The 25207-nt window shown below is 62.5% G+C and carries 24 protein-coding genes; 12 read left to right on the plus strand and 12 right to left on the minus strand.

Going from position 1 to position 25207, the window contains the following annotated elements; genetic code table 11:
• Positions 1-28: 28 nt before the first annotated feature.
• The 3 genes from rplI to rpsF all read right to left on the minus strand — a co-directional run bounded on the left by rplI (position 29) and on the right by rpsF (position 1634).
• Positions 29-613: a 50S ribosomal protein L9 gene (gene rplI / locus RFM68_RS20390; protein ID WP_320234801.1), complete on the minus strand. Its 585-nt coding sequence runs from the start codon at positions 611-613 to the stop codon at positions 29-31.
• A 272-nt stretch (positions 614-885) separates the two neighbouring features.
• On the minus strand, positions 886-1134 hold the full coding sequence (rpsR, locus tag RFM68_RS20395) for a 30S ribosomal protein S18 (RefSeq protein ID WP_127403739.1): 249 nt from the start codon (positions 1132-1134) through the stop codon (positions 886-888).
• Positions 1134-1634 (minus strand): 30S ribosomal protein S6, encoded by a 501-nt coding sequence (rpsF, locus tag RFM68_RS20400; protein WP_320234802.1) that lies wholly within the window; start codon positions 1632-1634, stop codon positions 1134-1136. The genes rpsR and rpsF overlap by 1 nt, the downstream gene beginning before the upstream one ends.
• 516 nt (positions 1635-2150) lie before the next feature.
• Between rpsF and RFM68_RS20405 the strand changes: the two genes are divergently transcribed.
• Entirely contained in the window at positions 2151-3491 is a 1341-nt protein-coding gene (locus tag RFM68_RS20405) for a pilus assembly protein TadG-related protein (RefSeq protein ID WP_320234968.1), read from the plus strand.
• Positions 3388-3732, plus strand: a complete 345-nt coding sequence (locus RFM68_RS20410; RefSeq protein WP_320234803.1) for a hypothetical protein — start codon at positions 3388-3390, stop codon at positions 3730-3732. Before RFM68_RS20405 ends, RFM68_RS20410 begins: the two co-directional genes overlap by 104 nt.
• A 495-nt stretch (positions 3733-4227) precedes the next feature.
• Here the strand turns inward: RFM68_RS20410 and RFM68_RS20415 are convergent, their stop codons facing one another.
• The gene (locus tag RFM68_RS20415) at positions 4228-5973 is read right to left on the minus strand and encodes an adenylate/guanylate cyclase domain-containing protein (RefSeq protein WP_320234804.1); all 1746 of its coding nucleotides are present in this window, start codon (positions 5971-5973) and stop codon (positions 4228-4230) included.
• 284 nt (positions 5974-6257) lie between these two features.
• Here RFM68_RS20415 and RFM68_RS20420 point away from each other — a divergent pair, with 284 nt between their 5' ends.
• On the plus strand, positions 6258-8024 hold the full coding sequence (locus RFM68_RS20420) for an adenylate/guanylate cyclase domain-containing protein (protein ID WP_320234805.1): 1767 nt from the start codon (positions 6258-6260) through the stop codon (positions 8022-8024).
• 230 nt (positions 8025-8254) lie between these two features.
• On the opposite strand, the gene RFM68_RS20425 is transcribed toward RFM68_RS20420, so the two are convergent.
• On the minus strand, positions 8255-10180 hold the full coding sequence (locus tag RFM68_RS20425; RefSeq protein ID WP_320234806.1) for an LTA synthase family protein: 1926 nt from the start codon (positions 10178-10180) through the stop codon (positions 8255-8257).
• 274 nt (positions 10181-10454) lie between these two features.
• On the opposite strand from RFM68_RS20425, the gene fabD reads away from it, so the two are divergent.
• The 9 genes from fabD to gmk all read left to right on the plus strand — a co-directional run bounded on the left by fabD (position 10455) and on the right by gmk (position 17812).
• Positions 10455-11399: an ACP S-malonyltransferase gene (fabD, locus tag RFM68_RS20430; protein ID WP_320234807.1), complete on the plus strand. Its 945-nt coding sequence runs from the start codon at positions 10455-10457 to the stop codon at positions 11397-11399.
• Between the two features lie 51 nt (positions 11400-11450).
• On the plus strand, positions 11451-11672 hold the full coding sequence (gene relB, locus RFM68_RS20435; protein ID WP_320234808.1) for a type II toxin-antitoxin system RelB family antitoxin: 222 nt from the start codon (positions 11451-11453) through the stop codon (positions 11670-11672).
• Positions 11656-11922: a type II toxin-antitoxin system RelE family toxin gene (locus RFM68_RS20440; RefSeq protein WP_320234809.1), complete on the plus strand. Its 267-nt coding sequence runs from the start codon at positions 11656-11658 to the stop codon at positions 11920-11922. Before relB ends, RFM68_RS20440 begins: the two co-directional genes overlap by 17 nt.
• Positions 11923-11959: 37 nt before the next feature.
• A complete protein-coding gene (fabG, locus tag RFM68_RS20445; RefSeq protein WP_320234810.1) occupies positions 11960-12697 on the plus strand; it encodes a 3-oxoacyl-[acyl-carrier-protein] reductase in 738 nt (245 codons plus the stop codon).
• A gap of 203 nt (positions 12698-12900) precedes the next feature.
• Complete coding sequence (locus tag RFM68_RS20450; RefSeq protein ID WP_006203723.1) at positions 12901-13137, plus strand: acyl carrier protein; 237 nt, start codon at positions 12901-12903, stop codon at positions 13135-13137.
• 34 nt (positions 13138-13171) lie between these two features.
• Entirely contained in the window at positions 13172-14434 is a 1263-nt protein-coding gene (gene fabF, locus RFM68_RS20455) for a beta-ketoacyl-ACP synthase II (protein WP_320234811.1), read from the plus strand.
• 250 nt (positions 14435-14684) lie between these two features.
• A complete protein-coding gene (gene mltG, locus RFM68_RS20460; RefSeq protein ID WP_320234812.1) occupies positions 14685-15884 on the plus strand; it encodes an endolytic transglycosylase MltG in 1200 nt (399 codons plus the stop codon).
• Between the two features lie 357 nt (positions 15885-16241).
• Positions 16242-17132 carry a YicC/YloC family endoribonuclease gene (locus RFM68_RS20465; protein ID WP_320234813.1) on the plus strand — a complete coding sequence of 297 codons (891 nt, stop codon included), beginning with the start codon at positions 16242-16244 and terminating at the stop codon, positions 17130-17132.
• Positions 17133-17137: 5 nt separating this feature from the next.
• Complete coding sequence (gene gmk, locus RFM68_RS20470; protein WP_027165544.1) at positions 17138-17812, plus strand: guanylate kinase; 675 nt, start codon at positions 17138-17140, stop codon at positions 17810-17812.
• A 39-nt stretch (positions 17813-17851) separates the two neighbouring features.
• Here gmk and RFM68_RS20475 read toward each other — a convergent pair whose 3' ends face one another.
• The 7 genes from RFM68_RS20475 to lptG form a co-directional block, all read right to left on the minus strand.
• Complete coding sequence (locus RFM68_RS20475; RefSeq protein ID WP_320234814.1) at positions 17852-18145, minus strand: type II toxin-antitoxin system RelE/ParE family toxin; 294 nt, start codon at positions 18143-18145, stop codon at positions 17852-17854.
• Entirely contained in the window at positions 18142-18447 is a 306-nt protein-coding gene (locus tag RFM68_RS20480; RefSeq protein ID WP_320234815.1) for a type II toxin-antitoxin system RelB/DinJ family antitoxin, read from the minus strand. The genes RFM68_RS20475 and RFM68_RS20480 overlap by 4 nt, the downstream gene beginning before the upstream one ends.
• Positions 18448-18565: 118 nt before the next feature.
• Positions 18566-19411, minus strand: coding sequence for a 16S rRNA (adenine(1518)-N(6)/adenine(1519)-N(6))-dimethyltransferase RsmA (gene rsmA, locus RFM68_RS20485; RefSeq protein ID WP_320234816.1), 846 nt, complete (start codon positions 19409-19411; stop codon positions 18566-18568).
• A 7-nt stretch (positions 19412-19418) separates the two neighbouring features.
• Positions 19419-20450 carry a 4-hydroxythreonine-4-phosphate dehydrogenase PdxA gene (gene pdxA, locus RFM68_RS20490; protein WP_320234817.1) on the minus strand — a complete coding sequence of 344 codons (1032 nt, stop codon included), beginning with the start codon at positions 20448-20450 and terminating at the stop codon, positions 19419-19421.
• A 126-nt stretch (positions 20451-20576) separates the two neighbouring features.
• Positions 20577-21500, minus strand: a complete 924-nt coding sequence (locus RFM68_RS20495) for a peptidylprolyl isomerase (RefSeq protein ID WP_320234818.1) — start codon at positions 21498-21500, stop codon at positions 20577-20579.
• 213 nt (positions 21501-21713) lie between these two features.
• Positions 21714-24125 (minus strand): LPS-assembly protein LptD, encoded by a 2412-nt coding sequence (locus RFM68_RS20500; RefSeq protein WP_320234819.1) that lies wholly within the window; start codon positions 24123-24125, stop codon positions 21714-21716.
• Complete coding sequence (lptG, locus tag RFM68_RS20505; RefSeq protein ID WP_320234820.1) at positions 24125-25207, minus strand: LPS export ABC transporter permease LptG; 1083 nt, start codon at positions 25205-25207, stop codon at positions 24125-24127. Before lptG ends, RFM68_RS20500 begins: the two co-directional genes overlap by 1 nt.

Below are 25207 nucleotides of genomic sequence, written 5' to 3' on the forward strand. Positions count from 1 at the left end.
CGAAGCGATGCTTCGGTCGCGCTGTCGATCAGGCGTTTTCTTCGCCGCCTTCGAACTCGGTATTCGGATCGAAGAAATTCTCCGGCCGGGCGTTGTCGTTGATGTCGTCGCCATAGATGGCTTCGGCGGTGGTCAGCATCTCGCCCTTGGACTGGCGCTCGGCTTCGTCGGCCGAACGGGCGACGTTGAGCGTCACGGTGACCTCGACTTCCGGATGCAGCGCGATCGCCACGTTGGAAAGACCGATGGTCTTGATCGGCTGGTTGAGCTCGATCTGGTTGCGGTTGACGGTGAAGCCTTCGGCGATGAGCAGGTCGGCGATGTCGCGGGTCGACACCGAGCCGTAGAGCTGGCCGGTTTCGCCGGCCGAGCGCACCACGATGAAGCTCTTGCCGTCGAGCTTCTCGGCGATCTGCGTGGCTTCCGACTTGCGCTCGAGGTTGCGGGCTTCGAGCTGGGAACGCTGGCCCTCGAACTTCTTCTTGTTGGCTTCGTTGGCGCGCAGCGCCTTGCCCTGCGGCAAAAGGAAATTGCGGGCGAACCCGTCCTTGACCTTGACGGTTTCGCCCATCTGGCCGAGGCGGGAAATGCGCTCGAGGAGAATGACTTCCATGGCTTCGTTCCTTCGTCTGTGAGCCGACCGTTGGATCGGCGCTGAATGAATCGGAACAGGTCAGGAAGCTTGGTGCGGCGTCGCCGCTCTTGTCGCTGTCCTGCCTGTCTGGGCAGTTAGAGGCAATTGGCCCCAACTCGGGATTTGATGCTCAACCCGACGCGCCCGTCGCGCCGGTGAAAAGAGCGGGCGGCGAACCGCCCGCTTGCTAGACCATGATCCCGAAAACTGGATACCGGCTTTCGGACAAGATCATGGTCAATTTGAAAGGCCTAGCGGACCACGTAGGGCAGCAGGCCGAGGAAGCGGGCGCGCTTGATCGCCTTGGCGAGCTCGCGCTGCTTCTTCTGGCTGACGGCGGTGATGCGCGAGGGCACGATCTTGCCGCGCTCGGAAATGTAGCGCTGCAGGAGACGCACGTCCTTGTAGTCGATCCTCGGAGCGTTGGCGCCGGAGAACGGGCAGGTCTTGCGGCGGCGATGGAACGGGCGCCGGGTCGGGATCTGGTTGATGTCGACCATTATTCTGCACCCCCTTCAAAGCCTTCACGCGGACGGCGCGGGCCACGATCGCCACCGCCATCGCGGTCGCCACCGAAGCTCCGCGGCGGGCGATCGCCGCGGTCGCGGTCGCCGAAGGAGCGCGGGCCACGATCGCCACGGTCGCGATCGCCGAAGCCGCCGCGCTCGGAGCGCTCTTCGCGCTTCTGCATCATCGCCGAAACGCCTTCCTCATGCGCCTCGACCTTGATGGTCAGGAAGCGCAGCACGTCCTCGGACAGACCCATCTGGCGCTCCATTTCGTTGAGCGCGGCCGGCGGGCAGGTGATGTCCATCAGCGTGTAGTAAGCCTTCCGGTTCTTCTTGACCCGGTAGGTGAGGGACTTCAGCCCCCAGTTCTCGATCCGGCCGATCGAGCCGCCATTCGCGGTGATGACGCCCTTGTACTGTTCGACAAGCGCGTCAACCTGCTGCTGCGACAGGTCCTGCCGGGCAAGAAACACATGTTCGTAAAGAGCCATTATGTTTAAGTGCCTTTCTTCGTTTCTCTTACCGGCCCTCGCGGCTAAGCCTCTGCAACTTGTCTGACCCGATGGAACGGGGAAGAAAGGAGCAATCACGAGACGGTCGAGAGCGGAGACACGGGAGACCGAAGCGCTTGCGGCTTCATGCGCGGCTTCCGAAAAAACCACGGCCCTCCGTTCAGCCCCCAGCAAGGACCGGCAGATTGTGCGCGTCTATATAGCAAATCTGCCGGAAGGCAAGGGGACAGGCGGAGTGATTTGCCCGACCGCACGGCTCCATGGCGTCACAGCGCGGGAAATGCGCCAACGCGGGCCAACTGTCGATCTTATCGATTTTCCGGTAATCGCGCTTTAACCACCACATAAGGTTGTATCTGGTTGTAACTGCCTGTTTATCATGAAGGGCGCATGGAAACCCGCGGGCCGCATTGCGGCGGAAAATCGGGCAATTTCCGGGGGTAGGAAATGCTTCTCAGGCAGTTTTGGCGCTCAAGGAGTGGCAATTTCGCGTTGATGCTGGCGCTGGGCGTGCCGGCGATCCTGACCGCGGTGGCGTTTGCCACCGACGTCTCGACGCTGATGCGGGCGAAAAGCGACTTGCAGAACGCGCTGGACGCCGCGAACCTCGCCTCCTCGCATCTTGGCGACGCCGAGGTGACGCGCAGCGATGCGTTCAACAGCTATTTCCAGGCCAATGTCGCCAATCATGGCGAACTGTCCAACGCAAGGGCCATGCTCACCGTCGACAGGGGCGTCAACTACGTCAAGACCAAGGCCGTCGCCAGCGCCGACGTCAGTTTGAACTTCGCGTTCATGTTCGGCGACGACAAGCATATCAGCGTCGATGCCGGGGCGGTCGAATCCAACAACCAGCTCGAAGTGGTGCTGGTGCTGGACAACACCGGCTCGATGGCCGGCGCGCGCATCACCGCGCTCAGGCAGGCGTCCAAATCCCTGCTCGACTATCTCGAAGCGGTCAAGTCGCCGACCCGGCCCGTGCGCGCCTCGCTGGTGCCTTTCGTCACCGCCGTCAATGTCGACGGCCCGGATTTCGATCCGTCATGGATCGACATGGACGGCAAGTCCTCCGCCAACGGCGTCAACTTCCCGATCGTCGACGGCAAGCGGCCGAACCACATGGCGCTGTTCAGGCAGCTCGGCCAGAAGGGCGGGTGGAACAATACGGGCTGGAAAGGCTGCGTCGAGGCACGGCCGGGCACCTTGAACATCTCCGATACGCCGCCGGACCCGTCGAAGCCCGATACGCTGTTCGTGCCCTATTTCGCGCCGGATGACCCCGATGTCGCCAGGAAGCCATCGTCCTCCTACGGCAATTCGGCCACCGGCTACAACAATTCCTATCTCGACGACACAATCGACAACAGCAAGCTGAACCAGAATGTCCTGGGCATCGATCTCAGCGGCCTCGTTACCGGCCTGCTCAACGCACTGCTGAGCGCCGATCTGAAGATCATCGGAAAATATGTCGCCTCGACCACCAAGATGATCACCGAGGCCGGCAATCCGGTCACCATCGGCCCGAACCGCGCCTGTCCGACGCCGATCATTCCGCTGACCGACGATTTCGACAGGCTGCGCCAGGCTGCCGCTCAAATGACCGAATGGAACGGCTCCGGCACCAATGTCTCGGAGGGGCTCGACCTGGGGCCAGCGGGTGTTGTCGCCGCAGCCGCCCTACACCGACGCTTCCCCTTACAAGACACCGGGCGTCACCAAGGTGGTGATGCTGTTGACCGATGGCGAGAACGTCGTCTACGGCGCCAGCAACACGCCGCAGAAATCGGACTACACATCCTATGGCTATCTCGCCAGCGGCCGCTTCGGTTCGAGTAATCAGGCGGCGGCGGCGCGCAACGTCGACGGCTGGACCAAGGATGTCTGCACCCAGCTGAAGAACCAGGGCGTCCAGATCTACACCATGGTGCTGCAGGCCGATACGCCGGCCAACCGCGCGCTCTACAGCGCCTGCGCCTCCGACCCGAGCGACTACTACGCCGTCGAGGACCCGGCCAAGCTGCCCAACGTCTTCCAGTCGATCGCCAACAAGTTCTCCAGGCTGCAGCTCACCAACTGACGAGGGTTGGCGCTGCGGCATGAGAACGGCCGCGGCGGAATGATGCCGCCACGGTCGCTGCCATCAACCGTTCGCCCGCTTCTGCGCGGCCGTGGCGGATATGCCCGTCGGTTATACGTCCGATTTGATCTGCAGCCAAAGTTTCGCGGGCATAAGTGCGGGCATAAGAAATGTCTGCTTTGCGCCTTAATGTCGGTCGTTTGAGCAGACTCTACCCGCATCGCAAAAGCAGTCATTCGAGTGACGCCCGAGGCCGCGCGTTTGCGCCAGTTCCGACACTGTCAACCAGCATCGCAAGTGGCCAGATAGGCTGCGTCTTCCACGGACGATCTGATGAGTTTGCCCATCCAACTCGAAGTGCCAAATATCGCCAACATGTGGAACGTTATCGAGCGCACAGTACAGCGGAAGATCAAGACCGGGGGCACTCGGCGCCATCGTCAAACTAACGCCTGCTTCCTAGCCTCGCCGTCGGGACATTGCGCTAGAATGTCATCAACGACCGTCCTCTAGTGCCCTGACCGCCAAGAGGGCCAGTTCGCGCTCGTGCTCCCTATATTCTTCTTTTGTGTACTGATAGCCCCAATCCACGCTAGGCCAATCTGGTTTGATTTTGTTTGCCAAACGGCCTTGCCTTCGCGCGTCTTCAAGACGCCCGAGCTTCGCCAGGCATCCAGCCGCATAAACGTGGATATAGTAGTAGGGGCTGCTTATAGCGGCAAAAGACTTTATCGCCTCCTCGTACTGTCGCGTCATCATGAACGCCATGCCCATGGTCTCGCTGAGAGAGGCCGGAAGGAACAGCGGGCTGGCGCGGATAGTTTTGAGTGATCTCTCGATAGCCTCGCTCGCCTGACCTGTGCAAAGGAGGTAGTACGCCATCATGTCATTGAGATCGGCGTTGTCAGGTGTCAACTGGAGGGCACGCTGGAAGGATTCCGCCGCCGCGTCGAAGTTCTTGTCGAGCATAAGGCACATCCCACGAATAGCCAAGCACCTGCTGTCCTCGCCGTCGAGCCGCACGGCGAGTTCGGTTTCTGTGTCTGCTTTTTCCAACGCCTGTGGGGCAAGCGTTTGCCAATAGACGCGAACGTGCATATGTCCTACCGCCGCATGAGCACGGGCAAAATTTGGATCAAGCGTCACCGCACTTTCGAATTCCGCCATGGCTTGCGGGATATCGTCGTTGCGCCAGCGGTTGACGATCTCCATACCGCGCAAGTAGTGGTCGTAGGCGCCCAAGCTCTCGGTCGGTTTACGCCGCGATGCCTTCACGACGTCGGATTCAACATATCCTGGAACGGCGGCGACGATGCTTCGAGTCACCTCGTCCTGAACTGCGAAGATGTCCTCCAGCTCACGATCATAGCGTTCGGCCCAGACGTGACTACCGGTCGCTGCCTCGATCAACTGGGCCGTGATGCGCACTCGCTTGCCGACCCTGCGAACGCTGCCCTCCACCAAGTAGCGTACGCCAAGCTTTCGCCCTGCTTCTGCGATGTCGACGGCGGTTCCCTTGAACGTGAAGGATGAGTTCCGTGCGATCACGAACAGGCCGCGATTGCGCGCCAGTTCGGTGATGATGTCCTCTGTGATGCCGTCGGCGAAGTACTCCTGCTCTTGATCGCCACTCATGTTAGTGAACGGCAGAACGCCAATCGACGGTCTGCTATCGACAGGTTCCCGCGACACGCCCTGCGGTGTTGGGGTGATACCCGACATGATGCGGAAAGCCCTTACCGGCCGGGTAATGTTCTTGAGCGTCACCTCGCCCAAGTCCATGGCCGAGACGTCGACTTTGCCGCGAATTTCATCGTTTATCTTGCCAGAAATGCAGATACCACCCGGTTCCGAGAGACCTTCAAGGCGAGCGGCGATGTTCACGCCATCGCCAAAAATGTCTGACCCCTCGCCAACGACGTCTCCGAGATTTAGCCCGATGCGCAATAAGATCCGTTTGCGATCAGCCAGATTTTCGTTGGACTCGGCCATCCGGTTCTGAACGTCGAGAGCGCACTTTAAGGCATTGACCGCGCTAGCGAACTCCACAAGCACACCATCGCCGATGAACTTCACGATTCGTCCGTCATGCTCGCGGACGAGGGGCTCGATGATTCCCTTCCTACGTTCTCTGAGCGCCGAAAGAGTCCCTGTTTCGTTGGCCTCCATGAGGCGCGAGTAGCCGACGACGTCGGCAACAAGAATCGCGGCAAGGCGGCGATGCGCAGATGCTTGATTCACTTTCTGCCTACTGGTCCTCAGGTTGCCAGGTTCTACGCTATTGGCAAAGCCCGTCAGAGGATAGCAGTGCCTGCAGTCTGGGCAAATGGGTGGTCAGCTAACTCTCGCGGGACCCGACCTCCGAACACAAATCGTCGGACCGCCGACGTCACCGCAAAAGTTTCCCTCGTGCTCTTAGTCTTCCTGCTATCCTAGTCGCGAAGGAGGTTGCGCGATGAGCGAGAATCGCAAGCTAGCCGCTATGCTGGTCGGCAATGGTGTCAGGCTGCATCGTGAAGCACGACATGAGTGAGGCCCGCAAAATAGCAGCGATCCTGGTCTCGGATGTAGTTGGCTACAGCCGGTTAGCCGGCGCAGATGAAGATCGCATCTTGGCGCGGCTGCGGGCGCTGCGCAGCGATCTCATCGATCCCACCATCGCAGTTCATCGTGGTCGCGTCGTCAAGCGCACAGGCGACGGGAGCCTCGTCGAGTTCAGCAGCGTGGTAGAAGCAGTGCGATGCGCGATCGAAGTGCAGACCGCCATGCTTGAGCGCAATGCCGGGGTGCCGGATGATCGCCGCATCGAGTTCCGGATCGGCATTCACTTGGGCGACGTCGTGCAAGAACGCGATGGCGACTTGATGGGCGATGGCGTCAATATCGCCGCGCGCCTAGAAGGCATCTGCGAACCTGGCAATATCTGTCTTTCCGAGCAAGCCTATTGGCAGGTAAAGTCACGGCTCGATATCGCGATCAACGATCGCGGTGAGGTTCAGCTCAAGAACATCACCGATCCAGTCCGGGTTTATTCGCTACAGGTCGGCGTTCCATCCAAGGCAAAGCCCGCGGCACCAACTGCCCCCCTTATTCTAGAGAAGCTTTCGCAGCCGCTCGCACCGCCCGACAAGCCTTCGATTGCTGTGCTGCCCTTCATCAACATGAGTGGCGATTCCGAACAGGAATTTTTCACCGACGGGCTGACGGAGGACATCATCACCGATCTGTCGAATGTGTCCAGCTTCTTCGTCATCGCCCGAAACTCCACCTTTGCCTATAAAGGCAAGCCGACCGACGTCCGTCAGATCGCTCGCGATCTGGGCGTCAGATATGTTCTCGAGGGCAGCGCCCGGCGATCCAACAAGCGGTTGCGCGTCAATGTGCAGCTTATCAATGCGGCAGAAGGCGGCAATCACGTGTGGGCCGAGCGCTTCGACCGCGAAATCGCCGACATCTTCGACGTTCAGGACGAGGTCACGCGACGCGTTGTTGAAGCGATTTCTGGCAAGATTGGTGAAAAGAAACTTGTTGCCCGTTCCCGACCGTCAAATCTCGAAGCCTATGATCTTTGTGTCAGGTCGCGAGGCAAGTGCAACAATTCCAGATCGGACAACAGTGAGGCGTGTGCTGACTTGGAACGTGCCGTTCAGATCGATCCAAACTACTGCGAGGGACACAGCAATCTTGCCATCTCACTGCTATTTGGCTGGATTGTCTGGGGAGAGCCACAGGAGCCCGGCCGCGCAAAGGCTCTGATACACGCGCAACGGGCCGTGGAAATCGATCCCGACGATTCCCACGCTCGCAGGATCCTGGGCTGCGTTCAGCTTTATGAGCGCAATTGGGATGAAGCAAAATCCCAATTCGATGCTGCCGTTCGGCTTAATCCAAACAATGCAGATGCGGTTGTATGGATGGGTGAGCTTCAAATCTACTTAGGCGATCCGCAAGCGGCGCTGATAGATTGTGGCGCGGCGCTCCGTATAAATCCTCGTCCACCCGGTTGGTATTTCTGGATCATGGGAATGGCGCAGATTTCTTCCGGTCACTACGAAGAAGCTGTTGCGTCCTTGAGCCGGGAAGAAACGTACGGGACGGGTTCAAGGGAGCACCTGGTTCCCGCGCTTGCGCTTGCCGGTCGCGTTCCTGAGGCACAAGAGGAAGCCCGCCTATTTCTTGCGGGCAATCCAAATTGGAGGGTCGGTGATTTGCTGGCGAACTCACCTTTCAAGAGCCCGAGTGATGCGCAGCCATTTGTTGATGGCTGGCGTCTGGCGGGCTCGCCGGAGTAGGCGCATTTCGGCGGCCGCAAATAATGCCCGAGCCTGCGAAGTGGTGCTATTGGCGGTCTATCCCGCAAGCTGCCATTCCGGCTTCGGCCCTGCAAACACCGTTCGATCACTGCCTCGACGATGATCGCTGATGGCGAAGATCGATGCAGTAATGCTTAATGCGCTTGCGGACCGGTTGCCTTCGTCGATTGATCAACCCAACTAACCCACCGGCCTAAATCGCCGCCGGCTCAACTCGTATGCGCGACCAGCTTGTCCACCGTCTCGGGGAAGAAGTCGGGCGCCGCGTGGCGTTTGCCGAACATCATGTCGTACTGGATGAGGCGGAAATCGTTGATCTTCGGGTCGATCTGCTTCTGCCTCGCCCAGTCCGGCGTCGCTTCGCCCGCGGGCGACAGAAGCAGGTTGCGGTCGACCACCCGGTAGCGTTCGCGCAGCGCGCCGAGGAAGCCGGTGTAATAGGGGTGCGTGATGCCGGCCGTGGTCAGGATATGGTAGGGCAGGAAGGCCGGGCTCACCGCGCCGAGATTTTCCACCGGACCGGAGCGGTTCGACCAGATGACCAAAGGCGTGTCGTGGTGTTCCAGCGCGGCGTCCGCCGGCTCCTTGCGCGGCGCGACATTGTCCTTGAGGAAGCCGGTCTCGACATAGACGGGTCCCAGTGGCGGCAGATGATCGCCGAAGAAGGCGATGATGGTCGGGCGCTCACGCTTCTTCGCCCAGTCGATAAGCCGCTGCAGGCCGTGGTCGGCGTCGGCCGAGCCTTCGGCATAGGAGAGCAGCGATTCCCGCGCCCAGGAACTGATCGGCGCGTCGACCGAATGCGTCGGGTTGTAGTAGCGATAGGGCTCGTAAGGGCCGTGGTTCTGCAGGCTGACGGCGAACAGGAAAACCGGATCGTCGCTGGCGTCGGCCTCGCGGATGATCTCGTCGGTCATCGCCGCGTCTGACGCCAGGGGCCCGCGCTTTTCCATCGGCGGCAGCGTCTCTTCCGAGCGGAAGTCGTTGAAGCCGAAATCGGCATAGACGGCGCCGCGGTTCCAGAACCAGTTGGTGCCGGGATGTATGGCGCGCGCCCGGTAGCCCTCGCTCTTCAGGAAGGTTGCCAGCGACGGCGTCGGGGTGCGCACATATTGCTGGTAGGGGATCGAGCCGGCCGGCAGGAAGGCGTTGGAGAAGCCGGTCAGCGCCTCGAATTCGATATTGGCGGTCATGCCGCCGAATTCGGGCGAGAACATCGAGCCGGAGCGCAAGGCGCGCACTGTCGGGATCGGGTCGGGCTTGATGCTGACGCCGGGCAGCTTCGTCGGATCCCAGAAGGATTCGCTCATCACCACGATGATGTCCGGCTTCACGCCCGGCACCGAAGCGGCGACGTCGGGGCGCTGGATCGCATCTATCGTCTTTTGCGAGTAGCCGGGCGGCGCCGGGACATGCGCCATCGGCACGTTCATCGCGAAGGCCAGCGCAAAACCGTTCGAGGCGTAGTTTTCCTTCTGGTCCCACATGATCGGTATGATCTGCAGCCGGTCGCGCGTCCACGAGAAGGTGGCGTAGTCCATGATCGAGACGAAGAAGGCGAGCAGCGGCACGGCAAGCGCCAGCCGCGCCAGGCGGCCCTTGCGGCTGAGGATCGGCACCCGCCGGCGCCAGGTCCGCCAGCCATAGACGAGCAGTGCCAGGCCGCCGACGAGGCCGGCAGCCAGCATGATGGCGGTCCATGGGCGCTCGCGCACCAGAAGCGGCATCAAAGCCATGATCTGGCGGGCAAACAGGAAATCCGTCGGATAGAGCGGGTCGCCGAGATAATGCGATTTCTGATGACCGACAAAGGCCAGCGCCAGCGTCAGCGGCGCCACGATCATCAGGCTCTGGTGGCTGCGGCCGAGCACGGCGTCGAGTCCGACCATGACCAGAGCGAAGACGATGATGGTGGTCCAGCCCGGCTTGAAGGGCTGCAGGAAGAAATCGACCGTGCCGAAGAAATCGCCGCGCACGATCCATTCGACCGCGAATACAAGCAGGGCGGCGGCAAGAACTGTCGTCAGGCCGTAGCGTACAGTCGGCCAGGTTCGTCCCGGCAGGTAGCCGGTGGACGGATCGTCTTCCAAAAATTGAGGCACGGGCTTGGCCGCGCCTTTTCTGATCCTTGCCACTCTGCTTCCCCCGGCCACGTAACCCGCCTTCCACGCGTGTCACGTTCTTGTCATCGAAATGTCACGCAAAGCTAGCGCCTGTGGCGGAAATAAGAAGAGCCAGCAAACTAAACGTGAGCGGTTTTCATCAGGTGTGATCGCCAAAAAGCCTTCTGGAACAGGGGTTCAGCGCAGCTTTCAGGCGGAAACGCCGGTCGAACAGACGCGTGCGGGCTTGACTTGGCCGTCCGCCTTGCGCCAGAGGCAGGGAAAACCAGCCTCTGGAGAGACCAAAATGGCCGTCGCATTCACCTTTCCGGGACAGGGCAGCCAGGCCGTCGGCATGGGCAAGGACCTGGCCGATGCCTTCCCCGAGGCGCGCCGCGTCTTCGAGGAAGTCGATGCCGCGCTCGGCGAAAAACTGTCGAAGCTGATCTGGGAAGGCCCGGAAGAGACGCTGACGCTGACCGCCAACGCGCAGCCGGCGCTGATGGCGGTGTCGCTGGCGGCGATGCGGGCGCTTGAAGCGCGCGGTTTCTCGCTGAAGGACAAGGTGGCCTATGTGGCCGGTCATTCGCTGGGCGAATATTCGGCGCTTGCCGCGGCCGGCTTCGTTTCTATCGGCGACGCGGCGAAGCTGCTTCGAACCCGCGGCAACGCCATGCAGGCGGCGGTGCCGGCCGGCGAGGGCGCCATGGCGGCGATCATCGGGTTGGAGCAGGCCGATGTCGAAGCCGCTTGCGCCGAGGCTGCCAAAGGATCCGTCTGCCAGGTCGCCAACGACAATGGCGGCGGCCAGCTGGTGATTTCCGGCGCCAAGGCGGCGGTCGAGATGGCGGCGAAGCTGTGCACCGAAAAGGGCGCCAAGCGGGCGCTGATGCTGCAGGTGTCGGCGCCTTTCCATTCGGTGCTGATGGCGCCGGCCGCCGACATCATGCGCGAGGCGCTGGCGGGCGTCGCGAAATCCGCGCCCGTGATCCCCATCGTCTCCAACGTCACGGTGACCCCGACCAACGACCCGGACGAGATCGCCCGCCGGCTGGTCGAGCAGGTGGTTTCCCGCGTGCGCTGGCGCGAGACGGTGGAATGGTTCGGCGCCAATGGTGTCGCGACGCTTTACGAGGTCGGCGCCGGCAAGGTGCTGTCGGGCCTGGCGCGCCGCATCAACCGCGACATCGCCACCGGCGCCATCGGCACGGCGGCGGAAGTCGAGGCGGCGCTGGCGGCGTTCAAAGCTTGAACTTTCAGCTCCAAGGCGATACATGAATACATGTATCCACCGGAGGTCCTCATGCCGACATCCATCCGCCTGGCGCCTGAGATTGAAGAACGCTTGGACTTTCTCGCCGCCAAGACCGGCCGCAGTAAAGCCTATTATCTGCGTGAACTCATTGAACGTGGGCTCGAAGACGTGGAGGACTATTATCTCGCTGCCGATGTGCTTGAGCGGATCAGGCGAGGTGAGGAGGATGTCGTAAAGAGCGAGGATTTCTGGCGTGGCCTGGACGCTTGAGTATGCTCGCTCGGCTCGCAAGCTTGTCGAAAAACTAGATCCGCACACACGCAACCGCATCCGTGACTTCATCGAAAACCGACTTGCCGGACTCGACCATCCACGTGAGCTAGGCAAACCACTTAAGGGCCCGTTGGCGACATTCTGGAGGTACCGAGTTGGGGACTACCGGATTATCTGCGATGCGCAAGACACGCGGCTGGTCATTCTTGTCGTGACGATTGGCCATCGAGGCGACGTCTACAGATAGCCCGGCACCTGACCTGTCCGATTTGAAAGGAAATAAAATGTTCGAATTGACCGGCCGCAAGGCGCTTGTCACCGGCGCATCGGGAGGCATCGGCGAAGCGATCGCCAGGGTGTTGCATAGCCAGGGCGCCATCGTCGGCCTGCACGGCACCCGCGTTGAGAAGCTCGAGGCGCTCGCAGGTGAGCTCGGCGATCGTGTAAAGCTCTTTCCGGCGGACCTGACGAACCGCGACGCGGTCAAGGCGCTTGGCCAGAAGGCGGAAGCCGAGCTCGAGGGCGTCGACATCCTAGTCAACAATGCCGGCATCACCAAGGACGGCCTGTTCGTGCGCATGTCGGACGCCGACTGGGATTCCGTGATCGAAGTCAACCTCACCGCCGTATTCCGGCTGACCCGCGAACTGACCCATCCGATGATGCGCCGCCGCCACGGCCGCATCATCAACATCACCTCGGTGGTCGGCGTCACCGGCAATCCAGGCCAGACCAATTACTGCGCCTCCAAGGCCGGCATGATCGGCTTTTCCAAGTCGCTGGCGCAGGAGATCGCCACCCGTAACATTACCGTCAATTGCGTCGCCCCGGGCTTCATTGAATCGGCCATGACCGACAAGCTCAACGACAAGCAGAAAGAGGCGATCATGGCCGCGATCCCGAGCCGGCGCATGGGCACCAGCATCGAGGTCGCATCCGCGGTCGCCTACCTTGCCTCCAATGAGGCGGCTTACGTTACCGGCCAGACCATTCACGTGAATGGCGGCATGGCGATGATCTGAGAGGAGGTCGGCCGGACGCCTGTGAAAACAGCCATTTCGGCTTGGACGCCCGTCATTTTTCGTGTAATGCGGCCCGCAACCCGGCGGTTCGGGCAAAAACCGGTCCTGTGGCGTTGCGTTTCCCGCATGACCATCTTTCAGCTTGATTAGCGGCATTCCGCCCGCTAACGAAGATAGACAACCTAAGACGAGGATTGCCCCAAATGAGTGACACCGCAGAGCGCGTCAAGAAGATCGTCATCGAGCATCTCGGCGTCGACGCCGACAAGGTGACGGAACAGGCGAGCTTCATCGACGACCTGGGCGCGGACAGCCTCGACACGGTCGAACTCGTCATGGCGTTCGAAGAAGAATTCGGCGTCGAGATTCCGGATGACGCCGCCGAAACCATCCTCACCGTCGGCGATGCCGTGAAGTATATCGACAAGGCTTCGGCCTGAGGCTTTCCGCAGGCATCACCGGGGAGGACCTGCGATGAGGCGTGTCGTCGTCACGGGCCTTGGCCTGCTTTCGCCGTTTGGCATGGGTGTCGAGCATAGCTGGAGGGAACTGCTCTCCGGCCGTAGCGCCTGCCGGCGCGTCACCGAATTCGAGGTGGACGATCTTGCCTGCAAGATCGCCCACGTCATTCCGCGCGGCGACGGCTCCAACGGTACCTTCAATCCGGAGGCCGTGCTCGAGCCGAAGGAACTGCGCAAGATCGGCGACTTCATCCTTTACGGCATCGCGGCCGCCGACGAGGCGCTGGCTGATTCTGGCTGGGAGCCCGAGACACATGAAGATCAGTGCGCCACCGGCGTGCTGATCGGCTCCGGCATCGGCGGCATCGACGGCATCGCCGAAAACGCGATGATCCTCAAGGAGCGCGGCCCGCGCCGGATCAGCCCCTTCTTCATTCCCGGGCAGATCATCAACCTGGTCTCGGGCCAGGTTTCCATCCGCCACGGCCTCAAAGGCCCCAACCATGCGGTGGTCACTGCATGCTCGACCGGCGCGCATGCCATCGGCGACGCGGCCCGGCTGATCATGTGGGGCGATGCCGATGTGATGCTGGCGGGCGGCACCGAGGCGCCGATCACCCGGCTGTCGATTGCCGGCTTCGCCGCCTGCCGCGCGCTCTCTACCGAGCGCAACGACACGCCCGAGACCGCTTCGCGGCCCTATGACCGCGACCGCGACGGCTTTGTCATGGGCGAGGGCGCGGGCGTCGTCGTCCTGGAGGAGCTGGAGCACGCCAAGGCGCGCGGCGCCAGGATCTATGCTGAGGTCACCGGCTATGGCCTGACGGGTGATGCCCATCACATCACCGCGCCGGCCGAAGATGGCGATGGCGCCTTTCGCTGCATGACGGCGGCGCTGAACCGGGCGAAACTCTCGCCGGCCGACGTCGACTACATCAACGCGCACGGCACCTCGACCATGGCAGACACGATCGAGCTCGGCGCGGTCGAGCGGCTGGTCGGCAATGCAGCCTCGAAGATTTCGATGTCGTCGACCAAGTCGTCGATCGGTCATCTGCTGGGCGCCGCGGGTGCCGCGGAAGCGATCTTCTCGATCCTCGCCATCCGCGACAACGTAGCGCCGGCGACGATCAATCTCGACAGTCCGGAACGCGAGACGGCGATCGATCTCGTGCCGAACAAGCCGCGCCAGCGCCAGATCGATGTCGCGCTGTCGAATTCCTTCGGCTTCGGCGGCACCAACGCCTCGCTCGTGTTCCAGCGTTACAATGGCTGAAAGGCCCGGAGCGATCCCTGGACGCAGCGGTTTTCCGCCCGGGATTGCTCACAAACAGACGACCAGCCGGCAGTCCCGCCACCTGCCGTCATTTTTGCCAAATTCTCCCCTAGCGTGTTGCCAAGGGATTCGTTGCAAGATCAGACGGTAGGGCGCGCCCATGAGCACAAATTCGGGGAGCACAAATCCGGGGAGCACAAATCCGGGTGACGGCGGGGATTTCGGACGGCAAGGCACAAAGGGTCCGATCATGCCGAAGACGGCGGCCGAGGCATTGCGCCCGGAAGCCGGCACGCCGCCGCCGTCGAAGCGCTCGCGCGCCTCGCGCAGCCAGCTCGTGGTGTTCCTGAATTTCTTCCTCTCCGTGGTGATCCTTGTGGTGCTCGCATCGGGTGCCGCGCTCTATTTCGGCATGCAGGCTTTTGTCGAAGCCGGGCCTTCCGCCAATGGCGACACCTTCATGATCAAGCCGAACACCGGCGTGCAGGAGATCGCCGACCAGCTCGAACGCCGCAATCTGATCAGCGATGCCCGCATCTTCCGGCTCGGCGTGCGCGCCACCGGCAATGAATCGGCGCTGAAGGCCGGCGAATACGCCATCAAGCCGCGCGCCTCGATGCGCGACATCATGGATCTCTTCAAGAGCGGCAAGTCGGTGATGTATTCGATCACCATTCCCGAAGGGCTGACGGTCGAGCAGGCGCTGCAGCGCGTCGCCGATCAGGAGGCGCTCACCGGCGACATGCCGCCGGCCCTGCCGCCGGAGGGCAGCATTGCCACCGACACGCTGCGCTTCACCCGCGGCGCCACAAGACAGCAGATGGTCGACAAGCTGGTGGCCGACCAGAAGAAGCTTGTCGACGACGTCTGGTCGCATCGCGCGCCCGACCTGCCGATCGCCAACATCGATGATTTCGTCACGCTCGCCTCGATCGTCGAGAAGGAAACGGGCAGGAGCGACGAGCGCTCGCGCGTTGCCGCCGTCTTCCTCAACCGGCTGGCCAAGGGCATGCGGCTGCAGTCCGATCCGACCATCATCTACGGCCTGTTTGGCGGCAAGGGAAAGCCCGCCGACCGGCCGATCTACCAGTCGGACCTCGACAAGCAGACGCCTTACAACACCTACTTGATCAAGGGCCTGCCGCCGACGCCGATCGCCAATCCGGGGCGCGCCGCGCTCGAAGCGGTCGCCAATCCGTCGCAGACCGACGATCTCTATTTCGTCGCCGACGGCAATGGCGGCCACGTCTTCGCCGCGACGCTGGAAGAGCACAACCAGAACGTCGCCCGCTACCGGGCGCTGCAGAAGAAGCAGGCGGATGCCGCCGCCAAGGCTTCCGGCCAGACGACGGCGCCGGCGGCTCCCGATGGCAACACCGGCGGCAATGACGCCGGGGACAATGGTGACAGCGGCGAGAACGGCGACGCCGGTGGCGATGCCGCGCAGTAGGCTCAATGCATGTCGCCCAAAAGTGCGTAGCGGTTTTGGGAAGACGACATGCATCAAACTCAATGCATGTCGCCCAAAAGTGCGTAGCGGTTTTGGGAAGACGACATGCATCAAACTCAATGCATGTCGCCCAAACGTGCGTAGCGGTCTTGGGAACACGACATGCATCAAACAGAGACTTGAAGCGCGTCGCCTGAATCCGTTTTGGCGCGATGCGCTTTAAGCTTGCCGCACGCGTCCTTTGACGCGAAGCCATATTCATGTTTTGAGGGGGCGCCGGCCGATCGTCCGGCGATTTTGGGGCGCGCAGCGCTGGGCCTTGCGTGCCTTTGCCTGCGACAGGGGACGACAGCGGCGATGAACCTGCAAAGCATGACCGGTTTCGCGCGGTCCGCCGGCGAAAGCGATGGCACCTCGATTGCCTGGGAGGTGAAATCGGTGAACGGCAAGAGCGCTGAGGTGAGGCTGAGGCTGCCGCAGGGTTTCGACCGGTTGGAGACCGCCGTCCGCCAGACCGTTCAGAGGCTCTTCGCACGCGGCAATTTCCAGGCGACGTTGACCGTCGGCCGAGCCGCCGCCAGGCAAACTCAGCCGGTGGTCAACGAGGCGTTCCTCAAGGATCTGGCGGGGTTGGCGAAGCGCTTGCAGGAGCAGTTCGGCGTCGAGCCCGCCACCGCCGACGGCCTGCTCTCCCTGCGCGGTGTGCTCGACGTTCCCGAGGCCGTCGAGACCGAAGAGGAGCGGGCCGCCCTTGATGCCGCGATCCTGACGGCGCTCGAGGCCGCGCTTGCCGGGCTGGAGCAGGCGCGCCGCGGCGAGGGCGCGGCGCTGGGCATGCTGCTCGCGGGCCATATCGACACCATCGAGGCGCTGGCGCTGAAGGCGGAGGCCGATCCTTCGCGGGAGCCCGCGGCAATCCGCGAGCGCATCGCCGAGCAGGTGCGTCTCCTGATGGATGCCTCGGCCAATCTCGACGCTGTCCGGCTGCACCAGGAAGCAGCCTTCCTCGCCACCAAGGCCGACATCCGCGAGGAGATCGACCGGCTGAAGACGCATGTCGCTTCCGCGCGTGCGCTGCTTGGCGGCGGTGGCGCCGTTGGCCGCAAGCTCGATTTTCTGGCGCAGGAATTTAACCGCGAATCGAATACCCTATGCTCCAAATCGAACGCCGCCGCGGTCACCGCGATCGGGCTGGAGCTCAAGGCGGTGGTCGACCAGTTTCGCGAACAGGTCCAGAATATGGAGTGACGGGGATGGTTGCCAAGGAGCCGACGGCTGCCAGGGATCTGGGATCCCGCATCCGCCGCCGCGGGTTGATGCTGGTGCTGTCGTCGCCGTCTGGCGCCGGCAAATCTACGATCGCGCGCAACCTTCTCGAAAGCGATTCAAGTCTTGAGCTTTCGGTCTCCGTCACCACGAGGCCGCGCCGCGGCTCGGAAATCGAAGGCGTCCACTATCACTTCCGCACCATGCGCGAGTTCGAGCGGCTGCGCGATTCCGACGCGCTGCTCGAATGGGCCGAAGTGCATGGCAATTGCTACGCGACGCCGCGCGAGCCGGCGGAAATCGCGTTGGCCGAAGGCCGCGACATGCTGTTCGACATCGACTGGCAGGGCGCCCAGCAGCTCAAGGAGAAGATGCGCGCCGACATCGTCTCGATCTTCATCCTGCCGCCGTCGATGAAGGAACTGAAGGCGCGCCTGAAGCGTCGCGCCGAGGACCAGGAATCCGTCATCGAAACCAGGCTGAAGAACGCCCGCCTCGAGATCGAGCATTGGAAGGAATACGACTTCGTCATCGTCAACGACGATCTCGACCGCGCCTTCGCCGAGGTCCGCGCCATCGTCGCGGCGGAGCGGCTTCGGCGCGACAGGCGGCCTGGCCTGTTCGATTTCATTTCCGGATTGCTGGACGAGAAGACGGGGTAGGCGAGCCGCTTCTCCGCGCCTTGGACTAAACAAGCCGCGTCAGTTGTCTGGCAGATCGTCTGGCCAACGTTGTGCGCCGTGAAGCACGCGCAGAATTCGAACGGCATTTTCGGTCAATTGATAGGCTACGACATATGGTGTCCCGACGATGACGAGCTCTCGGGTCGGCGCAAGCCTGCCGGGCCGGCCGCTCTCGGGAAAGTCCTGAAGGCGGCCGATCGCGGCGGCAATCCGCTCATCCATCGCGATTGCCGCCACGGGATTGTCGGCCTCTATATGCGTGAATATCCCGTCGCGATCCGAAAGCGCCAGAACTGACCAGACGATCTTCAAGATTTAGCTTCGCCGGCCTTACGCGCCGCCGCACGTCGCTTGGCAAAATGCGCCTCGACTTGCCCGTCCGAAATGTCGGGTCTGGTCTCTTCGAGTGCTTCGCGCACCTTGGCGCGAAACCACGCATCATGCACTTCGCTGTTTGTGACCAGGTCGATTGGCAAGGTGCCCTCATTGGCGGTACGAGTGAGAAGTATCCGGACCGCATCCGAAACCGTGAGTCCCATGCTTTCAAGCACTGCGGAAGCCCGATCCCGGATATCGGCATCGATACGCGTCTGGACAAGTGCGTTCGCTGGCATTGGCAGTCTCCTTAGCCATTAACGTAATGCGTTTGAATGACAAATGCCAGCCCTGTCATCCTTCCCGCGGTGAATGAGGGACCTGAAGCTCTAGGTAGGGACTTAGGGGCGCTAGCGGCTAAATCGTATTCGTCAACCTGACGAACTCTTCCACGCTGAGCGTTTCGGCCCGCCGGGTCGGGTCGATGCCGGCTTGCGTCAGCAACGCCTCGCCGCCCAGGCTCTTCACGCTTTGCCTCAGCATCTTGCGGCGCTGGCCGAAGGCGGCCTCGGTGACGCGGCCGAGCTTTCTGCCGTCCACGGGCAGGGGAGACGGGCGCGGCACCAGATGCACCACGGAGGAGGTGACCTTCGGCGGCGGCGTGAACGCCTGCGGCGGCACGTCGAAAGCGATCCTGGCCTCGGTGCGCCAGCCGGCCAGAACGCCGAGCCGGCCATAGCCGTCGCTGCCCGGAACCGCGGTGACGCGCTCCGCTACCTCGCGCTGGAACATCAGCGTCATCGACTGGTAGAAGGGCGGCCAGTCGGGCACCGTCAGCCAGCGGATCAGAAGCTCGGTGCCGATATTGTAGGGCAGGTTGGCGACGATCTTCACCGGCCCACCATTCGCCGTGCCGGCGAGCGCGGCAAAATCCGTCCTCAGCGCATCGCCGGGAATGACCTCGAGGCGACCCGGATAATGGCTGGAAACCTCGGCCAGCGCTTCAAGGCAGCGTTCGTCGCGCTCGATGGCGATCACGCGCCGCGCGCCGTTGAACAGCAGCGCCCGCGTCAATCCGCCCGGGCCGGGACCGACCTCGATCACCGTCGCCTCGCCGAGGTCGCCGGCTGCGCGGGCGATCTTGCTTGTCAGGTTGAGGTCGAGCAGAAAATTCTGCCCGAGCGCTTTCTTGGCCTGCAGACCGTGTCGCTCGATCACGTCGCGCAGCGGCGGCAACCCGTCGATTGTGCTGCGCGCGTTCAATTGATCCTCATGCGGCGGCCTGCCGGCCGCTGTCGGCCAGCCGGCGCGCCAGCCTCAGCGCGGCGATCAGGCTGTCGGCGTGCGCTATGCCTTTGCCGGCGATGTCGAAAGCGGTGCCGTGGTCGGGCGAGGTGCGGATGAAGGGCAGGCCCAGCGTCACATTGACCGCCTCGTCGAAGGCTAAAGTCTTGGCCGGGATCAGGGCTTGGTCGTGATACATGCAGAGCGCCGCGTCATAGGAGGCGCGTGCGCGCGGGTGAAACATCGTGTCGGCCGGCAGCGGTCCGACCGCGTCAATGCCTTCCGCCTTCAGCGTCTCGACGGCCGGGGCGACGATTGCGGCATCCTCAGTCCCCATGGCGCCGCCTTCGCCGGCATGCGGGTTGAGCCCGGCGATCGCAAGCCTCGGGCGCGCGATGCCGAAGCGGCTCTTGAGATCGGCGACGGTGATGCGCGCCGTGGCGACGATCAGCTCCGTCGTCAGCACTTTCGGCACTTCGGCCAGAGGCATGTGAATGGTCACCGGAACGGTGCGCAGATCGGGTCCGGCCAGCAGCATCACCGGCGTCACCTCCCTGCCGGTGTGGCGCGAGGCCAGATGCGCCAGATACTCGGTGTGGCCGGGAAAGCCAAATCCCGCATCGTAGAGCGGCTTCTTGGCGATCGGGCAGGTGACCACCGCGGCGGCGCGGCCGGCGAGACAGTCGGCGACGGCGCGGTCGATGGCTTCGATGGTGCCGGCGGCATTGACCGGGTCCGGCTCTCCCGGGCTGTCGACATGGCGTGCATGCAGCGGCACGACGGGAAGCACGCGGGCAAAATGATGCGTTGCCTGTCCCGGCAACGTCTCGGCAATTGTCACATTGGCACCGACGAGGCGGGCGCGGGCTTCGATCAGGGCGGGGTCGGCGAGCAGATAGAAGGGCGGCACGCCGGCGCTGTCGCCCGCCTGCCAGGCAGCGATGGCGATCTCGGGCCCGATGCCCGAGGGATCGCCGACACTGAGCGCCAGCGGCGCATCGGCGTTCTGCGCGCTCATGCAAAGCCACGGATCAGGCTGTTCATGCCTCGACGGAAGCGGGATTTTCTGCGGTATCGAGGCACGCGTCGAACCCTGTCGCCTATCCCTTTAGCAGTTCCGGGCGGAAAACCGCGTCATCCGGCCCTAGCGTTCGACGATCTTGGCCTTCTGGCGCAGCTCGGCGACATATTTCTTGCTGAGTTCGTCGGCGTCCTTGTCGCTGCTGCCCTCGGCCTGGAACACCATCTGCGCGGCCTTGTCGTCGGAAACCTCACGCGAGGAGCAGATGCCGATGAACTCGATGCCGCGGTCGGTCTCGCGCGTCGGCGTGGCGGCGCCGACCTTGGTCGACTTGATCTGCTCGGCCCAGTCGGGCGGCAATTGCGGCGCCAGCACCCGGCCGAGATCGCGCACGGTGACGTCGAGCAGGCCCTTGGCGAAGTCGCGCGTGGTGTTGCAGCTGTTGAAGCGGACGCGCATGGCGTCGGCCTCGCGCTTGCGTTTGGCGAGCGTGGCGGCGCGCTCCGATGCCGGGACCACGAAGATCACCTGCTGCAGCATGTATTCCATGGCGGTCGGCTTGGAGCCGCCCTTGTCGAGCATGCGCCGCACGGCGTCCTGCTCGGTCACCGAGCCGCCTTCGCCGGAGCGGTAGCGCGCGCTGAGCGCCTGGTTCCAGGCCATCTGGGCGCGGATGAATTCCTTGAAGTGTTCCTTGCTGACGCCCGACTGGTTCATGATTGCGTCGAGTTTCGCCAGCGGCATCTTGTTGCCCGTGGCAAAGCGCTGGTACGCGGCGTCGACCTGCTGATCGGAGATGCGGATGCCGAGCCGCCTGGCCTCGGCCAGCCGCAGCGTCTGGTCGATCATCTCCTGCGCGGCGTCGCCTTTCTTATGCTGCAGCTTGAAGAAGGCGGCCCGATGCGCGATGTCGCCGGTGGTGATTGGTATGTTGTTGACGACATACTTGATCTCGGCGGCGAAAGCAGGCTGCACAACAGCCGTGACGGAAACCGAAGTCGCCGCCACCAGAAGTGCCAATCCTGCCGAAAACAGGTATTTCCTCATCTTACCTTCCCAATTTTCCCGCCACGACGCGCGTCCTCTGAACGCCTGCGCAATGCAGCAGACCCCTTGCCCATCCTATGCGGCGAAACGATGTCGCCAGCGCATGACCCTGAGAATCAGGTGCATTTTCGAGGAATCACGCTCCAAATCAAGACCAAAGCACCATCAGCGCCCGAAACGGCGCACGGCTCGGAGGCCGTGCGCCCGCCCATCTCACTGGATGGTATCGATCGCGCTTGTTGACGAGCCGAAATCGCCGAGCGTGCGGAACGACAGGTTGAAGCCGATGTTCTCCGACACTTCCTTGGTGATGGAATCACGCGTCTGCGAATACGTCATGATGTAGGTGAAACAGGAATCGTTGTAGGCGAAGCCGACACCGTCCTTGACCAGCACATTCTGCTCGATGTCGTAGGTGCCGGTGCCGAACAGCCGCCAGTTCTGCGCCAGATGCGTCGAGGCGCCGAGCGTGACCTCGTGGCGGTCGGTGGTGAAGCCATAGAGCGGCTGTGCTTCGATGAAGGCATATTTGGCGCTGAGCGATATCGGCAGGCCGGAATAGGCAGCCTTCACTTCGGCGCGCCTGACCTCGAAAGTCTGCTCGTCGAAACGTCCGCTCACCGACCCGGAGAAACCGCTCGGGCTGTTGAAGCCGACAAGGCCGACATAATCCGACGTCGGCTTGTCGAGGCCGGATTCGGCCCCGGCATTGACGAGATCGGGTGCGGCGAAAGAGTTCTCGCCCGCGAGTTGATAGGACTGGCCGAAAATGGCATTCGTGGCCCAGCCATTGTCATAGGCACCTGAATACCGGAAGCCGACATTGGCGCGCGTGCCGCCTTCTATGCGGTCGTAGCCGGAGAATTTATCGCGCTCGAACAGCGTGGTGGCGTCGAAGACGAAGCTCTGCGCATCTTCATTGGGAACAGCCAATCCGCCGACATATTGCTCGTTCGGGCGCACGAAGACCTGTGCTGTCGGCTCCAGGATATGGCTGGAGTTGGGCATGGAGAACAACAGCGGCCAACGCGCCTCGAGACCGAGAGTGGCCATGTAACGGGCAAGCGAGGAGCGCATGTCGACGTCTTCGCCCAGATTCGTCCCCATCTGGTTGACGGCGGCGAGCGAAGCCGAATTGGCGTTGACATAGCCGGCGTCGCCGCGGAAGGCGAGCAATGGCGTCAGTTGCAGGCCGTCATCGGTGGTGAAGGTGCGCTTCCACTCGGCTTCCGCCGTCAGCCGGCTCGATTCGCCTTCGATGCCGCGCACATTGTTGACGGAGTTCGAATTGTTGATATCTGCCAGCACGGCGTCCAGACGATTGCGGCTGATCACGCGTGCATTGACGTTGAACGACAACTGGCCGCCGGCGACCGATGTGTCGGGAATGTAGGCGTAGTCGAACGACGGCAGGACCCAGGGCTGCTTGGAGGCGCGCGCCGTCGGATCGCTGGAGAGCGTATCTTCCTGCACCTCGAAGCGCATGGCGCGAACGTCGAAATAGTTGCGGCCGCTCAAGCCCGTCAGATAGATCGACGACTGGTGGACGAGGTCGCTGTAGCCGTCGATGTTGTAGGTGCGCGAGAAGTCCTTGTCGGTCTGGAGCAGCACGTCCCAGCCGAAATTCCAGCGCTCGTTGATGGCGAACTGGCCCTTGGTGCCCATCATGCCGCGAAACTTGTTCGGATCGTTGGCCGGCCCCGAATTCACATTGTGGCCGCTGGAATCGATGAACGCGTCGGGATCCTGCTGCTGGATGCCGGCGATCTTCAGCGTATACTGGCCGTTGTTGAAGCGCTGGCGCCACTCCGCCTCGCCGAGGAAACCCTGCTTGGTGTAGCCGCTGCCGGTGACGGTCAGGTCATAGGTCGGAGACAGCGCGAAATAATAGGGGACTTTGACGCCGACGCCGAGATGGTTGTTGTAGACGATGCCCGGGATCAGGAAGCCACTCTTGCGCTTTACCGTCGGGTCGGCGATCTCGAAAGCAGGCAGATAGGCAAGCGGGAAGCCGAAAAACTCGAAATTCGAGTTTTCGAAGCGGACTGTCTTCTTCTCGCCGTTCCAGATGATTTTTCGCGCCTTGACGCGCCAGGTCGGCGCTTTGTCCGGCTTGTCCTCGCAAGGTTCGCAGGCGGTGTAGACGCCGTTGTGGAAGGTGGTGAGCACGCCACCCATGCGTTCGGCGCTCTCGGCGGCGAAATAGGCCTTGTCGACCGTCTCGACGCGCAGCGCATTGAGGAAGCCGTCGGCGAAGTCGTCGGTAATGTCGATATGCTCGGAATTGATCTTGGTGCCGTCGCTGTTGATCAGCTCGACGGCGCCGCTGGCGACGAGGCGCTTGGTGTCGCGATTATACACCACGCGCTGGGCGACCAGCTTGTTGCCGCCATAGTCGATCTGCACGCCGCCGACGGCCGTGACCGTGTGCTTGTCGTTGTCATAGACAAGCGTATCGGCAGCCAGCAGCATTTGCGTGCCGGATGGGACGGACTTGGCGGCAATGGTCTGTGCCAGCGCAGGTGCAGTCGGCACGGCGCAAGCGAACAGACATGCCAAGGCGGCCGCCCCATAGAGGCGTGCCAAACCGGCCTGCCTATGGCTGCGCAATCCAGCCTCCCTCACTAGCCGTCTTCCTTGTATAGCAGAAAGGTCACCCCAAAGAACATAGCCACGACAACCGGAACCCATGCAGCCACCACAGTAGGCACGAATCCGGCGACACCGAATGCCTTGACCAGTACCGAAACGACATAAAGCAGAAAGCCGGCCACGACGCCACCCAGAATCATCGTTGCCGACTGCCCCATTCGCGCAAATCGCATTGAAACCGTTGCAGCAATCAGCGTCATGGCGACGAGAAGGAACGGCAGCGCCACCAGCGAATCGAACTGCATGGCGAAGGCATTTGCCTTGAGCCCGAACGAGCGGGCAACCTCGATCTTGCGCGGCAGCTCGTAGAACGGAATGGTTTCCGGGCGCGCCAGGCGTTCCTGCACGAATTCCGGCTTGAGATTGGTCGGCACCTTGTCGGACGCCAGCGCCTGGATATTGCCGTTCTTGAAAACCTTGACGTCCTGCAATTCCCAGTATCCGTCGCGCAGGAAGGCCTTTGCGGCATCCTTGCGCTCGGCGATGTTGCCCTGCGGGTCGAGGATGAAAAACACCGCGTCCGCCATCTCCAGCCCCTGATTGAGGATGGCGCGGGCGCCGATGATGGTGTCGCCGGATTCGGTTTTCTGCCTGAGCCAGGGCGTGACGTTGGTGGTGACGGCGTTCGACTTGCCGGCCCGCAGGTCGTTCTCCATCTGCTCGGACCAGGAGAAGCCGTGTGCTGCGATCGGGTTGATCACTCCGACCGACAGCACCCCGAACATCAGCGCGCCGACGCAGCAAGGGAACAGGAACTGCCAGGCCGAAACCCCGGCGGAGCGCGCGATGACCAGCTCATAGCGGCGGTTGAGCGACACCAGCGTCGCCATCGCCGAGAACAGTCCGACGAACGGCACCGTCTGCAGCATGATCATTGGCATCCTGAGCGCCGAGATGGCGAACGCCGTGCCGTAGGTGAAACCCGGCAGCCCGGTCGTGCGGCCGGACAACTCGGTGAAATCGATCAGGAACACCAGCGCCAGCAGGCCCAGGAAGAACCAGAAGGTGATCGAGACGTAACGGAAGAAGAAATAGCGGCCCAGCGTCCAGCCCAT

Origin of the sequence: Mesorhizobium montanum (assembly GCF_033977145.1) — a bacterium.
Lineage (GTDB): Bacteria > Pseudomonadota > Alphaproteobacteria > Rhizobiales > Rhizobiaceae > Mesorhizobium > Mesorhizobium montanum.

Excerpts from the sequence above, each read along its gene's own strand:
- rpsF (WP_320234802.1), bottom strand. The coding sequence starts at position 1,634 with ATGGCTCTTTACGAACATGTGTTTCTTGCCCGGCAGGACCTGTCGCAG.
- relB (WP_320234808.1), top strand. The coding sequence starts at position 11,451 with ATGCCGACATCCATCCGCCTGGCGCCTGAGATTGAAGAACGCTTGGAC.
- RFM68_RS20450 (WP_006203723.1), top strand. The coding sequence starts at position 12,901 with ATGAGTGACACCGCAGAGCGCGTCAAGAAGATCGTCATCGAGCATCTC.
- mltG (WP_320234812.1), top strand. The coding sequence starts at position 14,685 with ATGCCGAAGACGGCGGCCGAGGCATTGCGCCCGGAAGCCGGCACGCCG.
- lptG (WP_320234820.1), bottom strand. The coding sequence starts at position 25,207 with ATGGGCTGGACGCTGGGCCGCTATTTCTTCTTCCGTTACGTCTCGATC.
- RFM68_RS20405 (WP_320234968.1), top strand. The coding sequence starts at position 2,151 with ATGCTGGCGCTGGGCGTGCCGGCGATCCTGACCGCGGTGGCGTTTGCC.
- RFM68_RS20465 (WP_320234813.1), top strand. The coding sequence starts at position 16,242 with ATGAACCTGCAAAGCATGACCGGTTTCGCGCGGTCCGCCGGCGAAAGC.
- fabG (WP_320234810.1), top strand. The coding sequence starts at position 11,960 with ATGTTCGAATTGACCGGCCGCAAGGCGCTTGTCACCGGCGCATCGGGA.
- pdxA (WP_320234817.1), bottom strand. The coding sequence starts at position 20,450 with ATGAGCGCGCAGAACGCCGATGCGCCGCTGGCGCTCAGTGTCGGCGAT.
- fabD (WP_320234807.1), top strand. The coding sequence starts at position 10,455 with ATGGCCGTCGCATTCACCTTTCCGGGACAGGGCAGCCAGGCCGTCGGC.
- fabF (WP_320234811.1), top strand. The coding sequence starts at position 13,172 with ATGAGGCGTGTCGTCGTCACGGGCCTTGGCCTGCTTTCGCCGTTTGGC.
- rplI (WP_320234801.1), bottom strand. The coding sequence starts at position 613 with ATGGAAGTCATTCTCCTCGAGCGCATTTCCCGCCTCGGCCAGATGGGC.
- rpsR (WP_127403739.1), bottom strand. The coding sequence starts at position 1,134 with ATGGTCGACATCAACCAGATCCCGACCCGGCGCCCGTTCCATCGCCGC.
- RFM68_RS20420 (WP_320234805.1), top strand. The coding sequence starts at position 6,258 with ATGAGTGAGGCCCGCAAAATAGCAGCGATCCTGGTCTCGGATGTAGTT.
- RFM68_RS20495 (WP_320234818.1), bottom strand. The coding sequence starts at position 21,500 with ATGAGGAAATACCTGTTTTCGGCAGGATTGGCACTTCTGGTGGCGGCG.
- gmk (WP_027165544.1), top strand. The coding sequence starts at position 17,138 with ATGGTTGCCAAGGAGCCGACGGCTGCCAGGGATCTGGGATCCCGCATC.
- RFM68_RS20480 (WP_320234815.1), bottom strand. The coding sequence starts at position 18,447 with ATGCCAGCGAACGCACTTGTCCAGACGCGTATCGATGCCGATATCCGG.